Here is a 9,527-nt window from a genome sequence, read left to right as displayed (position 1 = left end):
GACCTGGCCATCCTCGGTGTCGTGATTGTCTGGGGCACCAACTACACGGTGGTGAAGGAGGCCCTGGGGACGATTCCGCCCCTGGCCTTCATGTCGGTGCGTTTCGCGGTGGCCTCGGTGGCCATGGCGGGGTTGCTGCTGGCGGTGGAGGGCTGGAAGCCGCTGTCGAGGCCGGTGTTCCTCAAGCTCGCGGTGCTCGGGCTGGTGGGCAACACGGCGTACCAGCTCTGCTTCATCCTGGGGCTGTCGAACACGACGGCGGCCAACAGCGGGATGCTGGTGGCAGTGACGCCGGTGCTGGTGGCGGCCCTGGGCGCGGCGCTGGGAGTCGAGCGGCTCAACCGGCCGCTGGTGATGGGCATGTCGCTGGCGGTGGTGGGAATGCTGCTGGTGGTGGCGGCGCGAGGCCCCTCGCTGGGTACGGACACGAGGCTGGGAGACGGGCTCATCCTGGTGGCCTGTGTCTGCTGGGCCCTCTACACCGTGGGCATCCGCTCGCTGGGCAACGAGGTGTCGGCGCTGCGCATCACCGCCATCACCATGCTGACGGGAGCGCCGGGGGTGGTGCTGGCGGGAGTGCCGTCGGTGCTCGCGCTGGACGTGGGGAGCATCGGCGCGGGGGCATGGGCGGGCGTGGTGTACTCGGCGCTGATTCCACTGGTGCTCAGCTACTTCATCTGGGGGCGCACGGTGCAGAAGGTGGGCAGCGCGCGCGCCTCGCTCTACAACACGGGAGTGCCTGTCGTGGCGGCGCTCACCGCCTGGGGAGTGCGGGGAGAGAAGCCCACGCTGCTGCAGGCCCTCGGCGCCGCGCTCATCCTCGCCGGCGTGCTGCTCAGTCGCAGGAAGTGACGCCGGGCTACGGCTGAGCCGTGTTGACCACCGCTCGACGGGCACGAAAACCAGCCCGAGTCGTGTCGGCGCCTGTCTCGCCGCGAGGCATGACGCCGTCCCAGGCCTGCTCCGTGGAAATCCCTCTGCGAGACGCGAGGCGGTCCACCGCGACGAGCCATCAATCCACCACGAGGTGTGTTGCAGGGCCACGCGGGCCGCACTGAATCAGCGCCCGTCTTCCCCCCGCCGCCCTCGCTCCACCGCGAGGCCGTACTCCTCTATCTTCTTGTCGAGCGTGGGGCGGCTGATGCCCAGTAGCGCGGCGGCACGGACCTTCTTCCCGCCGGCTTCCCGCAGCGCCTCCGCGATGGCGTCGCGCTCCAGCCGGCCCACGCGGGACTGGAGCGTCTGACTGTCACTGGCCGGGCCACCTTGCTGGACCTCCGGCGGAAGCTGCAGCGCCCCCACCCGGCCTCCGGCATAGAGCAACCCCAGCCGCTCCCCCACGAGCTCCAGTTCCCGAACGTTGTGCGGCCACGGGTAGTCCGCCAGCAGGCGCCGGGCATCCACGCCCAGCGCGGGAGGCTCTTTTCGCACCCGCCGCGCCGCGCGCGACAGGAACCCATCGAACAGCGTGAGCACATCCGCCCGGCGCTCTCGCAACGGAGGCACTTCCAGCTCGAAGCCCATCAGCGTCCGCGCGAGCGCGGCATCCACCTCGCCCCGAGTCCCCAACAGGGCCACCGGAACCGAGGCCGTGACGAGCAACCGCACATCCACGGGCTCCTCGCCGCCCTGCCGGGCCGGAGCCACGCGCCGGGCCAGCAATCGAGCCAGCCGCTCGGCCAGGTTCCGAGGCAGCGCATCGACGTGCTGGAGCAGCAACGAGCCCCGGTCCGCGCGCAGCAGCGCGGAGGCTCCAGGCGGATTCCCCGGCGCACTGGCACGGCCAAAGAGGACCTCCTCGACAACCTCCGCGGGCTGCCGGCAGTCCACCACCACCAGCGGCTCCAGCGCCCGGGGCGAGCGCGCATGGACGACCCGGGCCAGCAGCGTCTTGCCCGTCCCCGGCTCGCCATACAGCACCACGGGCGCGGCGCTGTTCGCGGCCCGGCGCGCCCCATCCACCAACGCGCGCAGCGGCCTGGACGTCCCGAGCAGCACGGGCGCGGGAGACTCCGCCTCCATCCGCGAGCGCACCGCCGTATACGCCTCGCCGCCGAGCCGCCCGAGCGCAGCGAGAAGCTGTCCCTCGCCCCCGGTGAACGCCGAATCCGCGCGCGTCGCGTAGAGCACGCCGAAGGGCATGCCTCCGGAGGCCACGAGCGGCACGCACATCTCCGTCTCCGCCTGGACCAGCTCCTTGCGCTCCAGCGCCACCTGCGCCAGCGAGCGGGGCACGGACATGGACTCGGCGCCCGACACCGCCGCGGTGAGCAGCCCGGTGTTGCTCCCCAGGAGCGCGGCGGCGCGGTCCGCGCTCAGCGCCCGAGCAACCTCGTCCGCCAGACGCCGCAGCACCATGGCCTCGCTGGTGGCCCCCAGCAGCGCCGTGCCCGCCGAGTACAGCGCCGCCGCCGCGCCCACGTGAGGCAGCACCTCTTCAATCGGCACATGGCCCGGCGACGTGGGGCCCCCCTCCACCAGCGTCACCGGGGGCGGCTCGAAGACGGCCATCGTCAGGCCCAACCGGACGCGGTCTCCGGGCTGCAGCACCACCTCGCCGCTGATGCGCACGCCGTTGAGCAGCGTCCCGTTGCGCGAGCCCAGGTCCGTCAACCGGACCTCTCCCTCGTGGACCGTCAGCTGCGCGTGCTTGCGGGAGACCTGGTCATCCCGCAGGGGGATTTCACACGAGGGGCTGCGGCCAATGGCCATGTCCGAGAGCACCTCGTATCGGCGCCCCGCGGACGGGCCAGTGAGCAGCAGGAGTGCGGGCATGGGGCGCGGAGCCTAGCGTCCCGGAGGACACGGGCAAGCGCCGCCCGTCGCCCTACATCGGTCGTTCTGCGTTGAGCAGGGCCCGGATTTCCCCTTCATCCAGGGCTCTCCCCTCACGGCTGAGCGCCAGCGCGTTGACCTGGGTCTCCTCGACCTCGACGTGGGCGCCCTTGCGCCACTCGGTGGTGTGCACCGCGCCATCCACCAGCTTGCCCACGAGGGTGCCGTCGTCCCGGGCCATCAGCTCCAGCCAGAGGTTCTCCACCACGGTGTTCCCATCCGGATGGGTGTCGAAGGGAGCCCGCACCAGGAAGGTCAGCGGCTCCATCAGCCCCCGGCGTTGGAAGCGCGCCAGGAAGGAGGGCAGGAGCGACTGGGCCTCGCGGCGCATCGACTCCGTCTGCTCCTCCGGCTCCTGGGTGAAGCGCTCCCGGTACGGCGCCAGGAGCTGTGACGTGTTGTGTCGCCCCAGGGGGGACACCACCGTGAGGAAGAGGCCCTCGTGTCCCTCGAAGGTCTCCAGCGGCACGCCGAGCAGGTTGGCGCGAGCCTCCTCGGAAGGCAGCACCATGAACGGCTGCCCCTCACTGGTGCCCACCTGCGAGCGCAGCGCGGGCCCCTGACCGAAGGCCAGGTCGGTGCACAGCTCGTGCAGGAAGCTCTCCGCCGGCAGCAGGTCCTGCTCCGCCAGGTGGAAGATCTCCAAGTCCCGCGCGCCGAACTTCTCCATGCCGTGCGAGTGCACCCACAGCGGCGTGTCGCCCTCCGTCACCTCCACCGCGTGAAGGTGGACGTGGTCCCGGATGTCGAAGTCCAGCTCCGTGATTTCCACCACGTCCTCGGGCTCGTGGAGCTTGAAGGCCGCCAGGTCCACCAGCACCCCGGGCACATGCTCCAGCAGGGTGCGCACGGCCCACAGCGCCTCGAACACGGGCAACGTGGGCTGCGCGCCGCCCGGCTCCAGCGACAGGTGGTAGTAGGCCTTCGCCTTGCCCAGGCGCAAGAAGGCCTCCGGGCTGCCGCTGTACGCGGCCTTGTTGAACTTGGGCAGGCCGTCGGGCCCCACCGTCAGCCGGACATGGACCTCCGAGCTGTCCGCCCGGAGCACGAAGCCCTGGCCGTCCTCGTCCGGGGTGAACTCCACCTCGTCCGTCGCGAACGAGGCACGCAGGGCATCCAGCGGCGCGGGCCCTTCCTGCTCGGTCGCCAGGAGGTAGACCTCCATCACAGGTGCTTCTCGATTTGCTGAAAGAGGTCCACGCGGTCCACCAGGTCGGTCAGGTAGTCGAGCTTGTCGGTGGCCAGCACCAGGACTGGAGACAACCGGTAGGCACCGAACCATTCCTCATACAGGGCATTGAGGCGCTGGAGGTAGCGGGTGGGGATGTCCTTCTCCATGGAGCGGCCGCGCAGGGCGATGCGCTCCTTCAGCGTCTGCACGGGGCAGCGCAGGTAGATCATCAGGTCGGGCGGACGCAGCGACTCGGAGATGGTCTCGTAGAGCTCGCAGTACGTCTTCCAGTCCCGCTTGTCGATGAGCCGCTGGCGGTGGAGGTTCTTGGCGAAGATCTCCGCGTCCTCGTAGAGGGTGCGGTCTTGCAACACGGTACCGGGCGTGCGCTCCAACTCCCGGTGGAGGCGGAACTTGTGCGTCAGGAAGAAGAGCTGTGAGCGGAAGGCCCACGTCTTCATGTCCTTGTAGAAGTCCGCGAGATAGGGGTTTTGGTCATTGGGCTCGAAGGACGGGGTCAACCCGTACTTCCGGCATAGGAAGGACGTGAGCTCCGTCTTCCCGGCGCCGATGTTGCCCGCGATGGCGATAAACTTTTTCCTGGCCACGCCACCCCTGCTTGTAACCCCGCCAAGCTGCGCGCACCAGCAACAAGGTAAGGAAGGCTCGTGGTAGAAGAAGTGCATGCCCCCGTGCCGTCCCTCTCGCCACGCCCCCCTGGGCGTCGCCACCTTCCGGGGTGCGGCCGCCTGTCCGGCCGTCCGAGACAGGACATCTCGCAGTGGGGCTGCCCTCGGGCCGCGCCTTCCGCCCGCCCGACGAACCGGCCCCGAGGAGGGGGCTGAGGGATGATGCGTAAGCTCTTCTGTGTCGTGACGGCGGGCGTGTGGTCCCCCATCAGCTTCGTGCTGGCCATCCTGGCGATGGTGCTGACGTTGAGGCCGGCCAACTCCGTCTGGGTGGCTCGCAAGATCTGGTCTCCAGTGTTGCTCTGGGCCGGTGGCGCGAAGCTGGAGGTCCTGGGCCAGGAGAACGTGGACCCCAACCGGGCCACCATCTACGTGGCCAACCACCAGTCCACCATCGACATCCCCGCGCACTTCATGGCCGTGCCGGTGTCCTTCCGTTACGTGGCCAAGAGCCAGCTCAAGTGGGTGCCGTTCATCGGCTGGTATCTCGCGCTCGCCGGCCATGTCTTCGTCAACCGGAGCAACCGCTCCAAGGCCATCGCCTCGCTGGACGTGGCCGCGGCGAAGATTCGCGCCGGGACGAGCATCTTCCTGTACCCCGAAGGCACCCGCTCACCGGACGGCCGCATCCTGCCCTTCAAGAAGGGCCCCTTCGCGCTTGCGCTCAAGGCCCGCGTCCCCATCTGCCCCGTCACCATCGAGGGCTCTGGCGACCTGATGCCCAAGGACAGCTGGAACATCACCCCCGGCCCCATCCGCGTGAAGATCGGCAAGCCCATCGACACCACGGGCTTCGCGGAGAATGACCGGGAGGGCCTCGCCCGCGCCGTGCGGGAGGTCATCATCGCCGACAGCCTCTTGCTGGGCGGCAAGGGTGGCGACCCCGAGGACTCCGTCGCCGCCGCGGGCCTCGAAGGCATCAGCGCCGCCCGCGCCACCTCCACGAATTGAGACGTTCTCCCGTGACGACGACTCCCGCCTTCCGCTTTCGCCCCTGGGTCCGCGCCGCCGTACTCGGCCTGGGTCTGCTCGCCGCCGGCTGCGGCCACACCACCTCGGCCACCACGGGCGCGCCCCGCCCGACCGACGAGCGCTCCCGGGCGCGGGCGTACCTGGAGGAGAACCAGCCGCAGAAGGCGCTCGGCCTCCTGAAGGAGCTGCACGCCAAGACGCCCGAGGACCTGGACGTGGCCCGGACGCTGACGGAGGCCCAGGTGAAGGCGGGCCGCACGGACGCGTGGATTGAAGAGCTCCAGGGGCGCATCGCCACGAGCGAGCGCGCGGTGGACCAGTACATGCTCGGGCTCGCCCTCTTCTCGCGAGCCAAGGACGCCGGCGCGCCGGCGGTGACGGCCTTCGAGCGCGCCATCACCCTCTCCCCGGACACCGCCGAGTATCACCACCGCCTGGGCGTCGCCCGCCTGGAGTCCGAGCAGTACGCCGCCGCCGTGGAGCCCCTGCGTCGCGCGGCGGCCCTCGCCCCCGAGCGCACCGCCTGGCGCCTGCCCCTGGCCAAGGCGCTGCACCGCACCGGTGACTCCGCGGGCGCTGTCGAGGCGCTGGGTGTCGTCGTCCGAGGCCGCCCCACCCCCGCCGACGTGGCCACCGCGCGCGCGTTGATGGAGCAGGTCAGCGACCCCTTCGGCGGCATCCCCAAGGCGGCCGAGGCCAAGCTGGAAGAAGGCCTGCGCTACCTGAATGACCTGGATGCGCCCCAGCACGCCATCCTCGCCTTCGAGGAGGTGCTGCACGACTACCCGGACCTGGCGGTGCTGCACTCGCTCTTGGGCCTCGCCTACCAGCGCCTGGACGACGCGGGCCGCGCGGTGGACGAGTTCAAGCAGGCCATCGAAAGCGCTCCGCGCGACGGGAAGAACCACCTCTACCTGGGCGAGCTGTACGCCTCCCGGCAACGTCCGGACGCGGCGCGTGCGTCGTTCGAGAAGGCCGTCTCGCTGCATCCGTTGCTCGACGCGGCCTGGTTCCGGCTGGGAGATCTGCACCTGGAGCGGAGAGATTTGGTCGCGGCCCGCGAGGCCTTCACCGTGGCGGTGTCCCTGTCGCCCGACTCCATCCCCGCACGGGGCAAGCTGGCGCTCGTGTACCAGCTCGAGGCCGACTATCCCGCCGCGGAGCGCGAGCTGCGCTACGTGGTCGAAAAGGACCCGGAGAACGTGGAGTTCTCGCTGCGGCTGGGGCTGCTCTTCACCGAGCAGTCGATGAAGTCCACACGCCCGCAGGTGAGGAAGTCGGCGGCCGAGGAAGCCGAGCGCTGGCTCTCCAAGGTGCTGGAGGCGCAGCCGGAGAACGCGGTGGCCTCGCGCGCGCTGCAATCCCTCAAGGGCCAGTAGCCACCACCGGCTCGTGCCCTCTACACTTCGCGCCCGATGAGTGATGGCCGCAAGTCTCCGCGCACGGTAACCAATCCCGGCACTCAGCCCCGGACGCCGAGCAGTCCAGGCATGCCTCGCACGCCGACGGACCCGGGGACGCTGCGGGTGATGTCGGCCGCGCGCACGGCCCCGCTCCAGAAGGGCAAGCAGGACGGTGCCCTGGGCAAGCGGCTCGCGGGCGAGGCCTCCAACCAGGCCCTCAACGCGCTCTCCATCTTGAAGGAGTTCGCGGGGGACTTCCGGCAGCGGGACCGCTTCTTCAAGTACAAGGCCTCCATCATCGCCGGGTGGCTGGCGCTGACGGTGGCGAGCTTCGTCATCGCCTGCCCTGGCAGCTCCATGCAGACGGGTGACATGGACGCGCGGCTGGTGCTCAGCGACAAGCTGGACCGGCCCTCCATCACCATCTGGAACGAGAGCAAGGAGGCGTGGAAGGACGTCACGCTCATCGTCAACGGCCAGTACCGCGCGGCCGTGCCTTCCGTGGGCGCCGGGGAGTTCATCACCATTACGCCCAAGCAGCTCATGGGGACGGGTGGCGCCGCGCCCGCGGACCTGCGCTTCGACACGCTGGAGATGCGCAGCAGCGACGACAGCGCGAACCTCACCGAGGATCTGCGCAACGAGTGGAAGCGCCTCCTCGGCCCGAAGTAGCGAGCCCCTCGAAGCCCCGCAAACACGAAGGGCGCCCTTCCGGTTGGGAAGAGCGCCCTCTGCGTTTCCACCCGTCCCTCCTCGCGAAGGGGCGTGCGGATGACGGCCTTACTCGGCCTTGGTCTCTTCGGCGGCAGGAGCCTCGGCGGCAGCGGCCTTCTTCTCGGGCCGGTCCACCAGCTCCAGGAGGGCCATCTCCGCGGCATCACCCCGGCGGAAGCCGAGGCGGATGATGCGGGTGTAGCCACCGGGACGGTTGGCGTAGCGGTCCTTGTACTCGCTGAAGACCTTCTGCAGCACGTCGCGGTCCTTCACGATCCGAGCCGCCAGACGCACGTTGGAGAGCCCACCACGCTTGCCCAGCGTGATGATGCGCTCCGCCATCTTCCGGGCCTCCTTGGCCTTGGGAACGGTGGTGCGGATGGCCTGGTGCTCGAGCAGCGAGGTGACCATGTTGTTGAGCATCGCGAGCCGGTGGCTCGTGGTGCGGTGCAGCTTTCGTTGTCCGACCTTGTGACGCATCGTCGTGCTCCGGGTCCCCGTCAGGGGCCACCACTCCGGCCGTATCAGGTACCGGGTGGGAAGGGTGAGCCCGACACGGGGCTCGCCACTGCTGGTCGGGTCCGGTCAACCGCCCTGGACCCCTTCCCTCCGCGCCGCGTACCGCCATGTCGCGGGCGCGGAGGAAAGTACCACGAAGACTCTACGCCTTCGGCGCCGCCGGGGCCGGAGCCTGCTTCGGGGGCCAGTTCTCGAGCTTCATGCCGAGCGACAGGCCCATCTCCGCGAGGATCTCCTTGATCTCCTTCAGCGACTTGCGGCCGAAGTTCTTCGTCTTGAGCATCTCGGCCTCGGTGCGCTGCACCAGGTCGCCGATGGTCTTGATGTTCGCCTGCTGCAGGCAGTTCGCGGAACGCACCGACAGCTCCAGCTCGTCCACCGAGCGGAACAGGTTCTCGTTCAGCTTCGCCTCTTCCTTCGGCGCCTCGGCGATGACCGGCTCCTCCGTCTCGTCGAAGTTCACGAAGACGGTGAGCTGCTCCTTGATGATCTTCGCCGCGTACGCCACCGCGTCCTGCGGGGACACCGAGCCGTCCGTCCAGACCTCGAGCGACAGCTTGTCGAAGTCGGTGACCTGACCGACGCGCGCGTTGGTGACCTGGTAGTTCACCTTGCGGGTGGGCGAGAACAGCGAGTCGATGGGGATGGTGCCGATGGGCGCACCCACCACCTTGTTCGAGTTGGCCGGCACGTAGCCACGGCCGCGGCGGCACTGCAGCTCCATGCGGAGCTTGCCACCCTCGGAGATGGTGCAGATGTGGTGACCCGGGTTGAGGATCTCCACGTCGGCGTCGGTGATGAGGTCACCCGCCTTCACTTCCTTGGGCCCTTCCGCCTCGATGCGCAGCGTCTTCGGCTCGTTCGTGTGCATCCGAAGGAGGACTTCCTTCAGGTTCAGCACCACGTCCGTGACGTCCTCGGACACCTCGGGGATGGTGGTGAACTCGTGGTCCACGCCCTCGATCTTCACCGAGGTGATGGCCGCGCCCTGCAGCGACGACAGGAGCACCCGGCGCAGCGAGTTGCCCAGGGTGGTGCCGAAGCCACGCTCCAGCGGCTCCGCGATGAACTTCCCGTAGGTGGGGGTCAGGCTGTCCTGATCCACCTCCATGCGGCGCGGCTTGATGAGGTCACGCCAGTTCTTCGCAATGTACGTATCAGCCATGGTGTACGACTCCTCGAGACGTGCGCCACCACCGACTTACCCACCGGGACGGCGGGAGG

9 protein-coding genes are annotated in these 9,527 nt (G+C 69.4%); 4 read left to right on the top strand and 5 right to left on the bottom strand.

Translation table 11 applies throughout. The features are described from left to right. Nucleotides 1–9 precede the first annotated feature (9 nt). Nucleotides 10–852: a DMT family transporter gene (locus LZ199_RS30360; protein WP_253997329.1), complete on the top strand. Its 843-nt coding sequence runs from the start codon at nt 10–12 to the stop codon at nt 850–852. A gap of 207 nt (nt 853–1,059) precedes the next feature. Here LZ199_RS30360 and LZ199_RS30355 read toward each other — a convergent pair whose 3' ends face one another. Genes LZ199_RS30355 through LZ199_RS30345 form a run of 3 tightly spaced genes read right to left on the bottom strand, consistent with a single transcriptional unit; the run spans nt 1,060 to nt 4,614 of the window. After that, nucleotides 1,060–2,775: an FHA domain-containing protein gene (locus LZ199_RS30355; protein WP_253997249.1), complete on the bottom strand. Its 1,716-nt coding sequence runs from the start codon at nt 2,773–2,775 to the stop codon at nt 1,060–1,062. Between the two features lie 52 nt (nt 2,776–2,827). After that, on the bottom strand, nt 2,828–4,000 hold the full coding sequence (locus LZ199_RS30350) for a DUF2314 domain-containing protein (RefSeq protein WP_253997248.1): 1,173 nt from the start codon (nt 3,998–4,000) through the stop codon (nt 2,828–2,830). Continuing rightward, the gene (locus LZ199_RS30345; RefSeq protein ID WP_174459327.1) at nt 4,000–4,614 is read right to left on the bottom strand and encodes a deoxynucleoside kinase; all 615 of its coding nucleotides are present in this window, start codon (nt 4,612–4,614) and stop codon (nt 4,000–4,002) included. Before LZ199_RS30345 ends, LZ199_RS30350 begins: the two co-directional genes overlap by 1 nt. 243 nt (nt 4,615–4,857) lie before the next feature. On the opposite strand from LZ199_RS30345, the gene LZ199_RS30340 reads away from it, so the two are divergent. From LZ199_RS30340 to LZ199_RS30330, 3 genes are all read left to right on the top strand, one after another. Continuing rightward, on the top strand, nt 4,858–5,646 hold the full coding sequence (locus LZ199_RS30340; RefSeq protein WP_253997328.1) for a lysophospholipid acyltransferase family protein: 789 nt from the start codon (nt 4,858–4,860) through the stop codon (nt 5,644–5,646). Nucleotides 5,647–5,657: 11 nt separating this feature from the next. After that, complete coding sequence (locus LZ199_RS30335) at nt 5,658–7,046, top strand: tetratricopeptide repeat protein (protein ID WP_253997247.1); 1,389 nt, start codon at nt 5,658–5,660, stop codon at nt 7,044–7,046. Nucleotides 7,047–7,157: 111 nt separating this feature from the next. Continuing rightward, nucleotides 7,158–7,742: a hypothetical protein gene (locus LZ199_RS30330; RefSeq protein WP_253997246.1), complete on the top strand. Its 585-nt coding sequence runs from the start codon at nt 7,158–7,160 to the stop codon at nt 7,740–7,742. 108 nt (nt 7,743–7,850) lie between these two features. Here the strand turns inward: LZ199_RS30330 and rplQ are convergent, their stop codons facing one another. Continuing rightward, the gene (rplQ, locus tag LZ199_RS30325) at nt 7,851–8,264 is read right to left on the bottom strand and encodes a 50S ribosomal protein L17 (protein WP_163870412.1); all 414 of its coding nucleotides are present in this window, start codon (nt 8,262–8,264) and stop codon (nt 7,851–7,853) included. Between the two features lie 181 nt (nt 8,265–8,445). Then, complete coding sequence (locus LZ199_RS30320; protein ID WP_163870411.1) at nt 8,446–9,468, bottom strand: DNA-directed RNA polymerase subunit alpha; 1,023 nt, start codon at nt 9,466–9,468, stop codon at nt 8,446–8,448. Between the last annotated feature and the right edge of the window lie 59 nt (nt 9,469–9,527).

It is taken from the genome of Myxococcus qinghaiensis (genome assembly GCF_024198215.1).
GTDB lineage: Bacteria > Myxococcota > Myxococcia > Myxococcales > Myxococcaceae > Myxococcus > Myxococcus qinghaiensis.
The sequence above is the reverse complement of the archived record's forward strand: the minus strand, read 5'-3'. Positions and strand labels throughout refer to the sequence as shown.

Excerpts from the sequence above, each read along its gene's own strand:
- LZ199_RS30355 (WP_253997249.1), bottom strand. The coding sequence starts at position 2,775 with ATGCCCGCACTCCTGCTGCTCACTGGCCCGTCCGCGGGGCGCCGATAC.
- LZ199_RS30350 (WP_253997248.1), bottom strand. The coding sequence starts at position 4,000 with ATGGAGGTCTACCTCCTGGCGACCGAGCAGGAAGGGCCCGCGCCGCTG.
- LZ199_RS30340 (WP_253997328.1), top strand. The coding sequence starts at position 4,858 with ATGCGTAAGCTCTTCTGTGTCGTGACGGCGGGCGTGTGGTCCCCCATC.
- LZ199_RS30330 (WP_253997246.1), top strand. The coding sequence starts at position 7,158 with ATGCCTCGCACGCCGACGGACCCGGGGACGCTGCGGGTGATGTCGGCC.
- rplQ (WP_163870412.1), bottom strand. The coding sequence starts at position 8,264 with ATGCGTCACAAGGTCGGACAACGAAAGCTGCACCGCACCACGAGCCAC.
- LZ199_RS30320 (WP_163870411.1), bottom strand. The coding sequence starts at position 9,468 with ATGGCTGATACGTACATTGCGAAGAACTGGCGTGACCTCATCAAGCCG.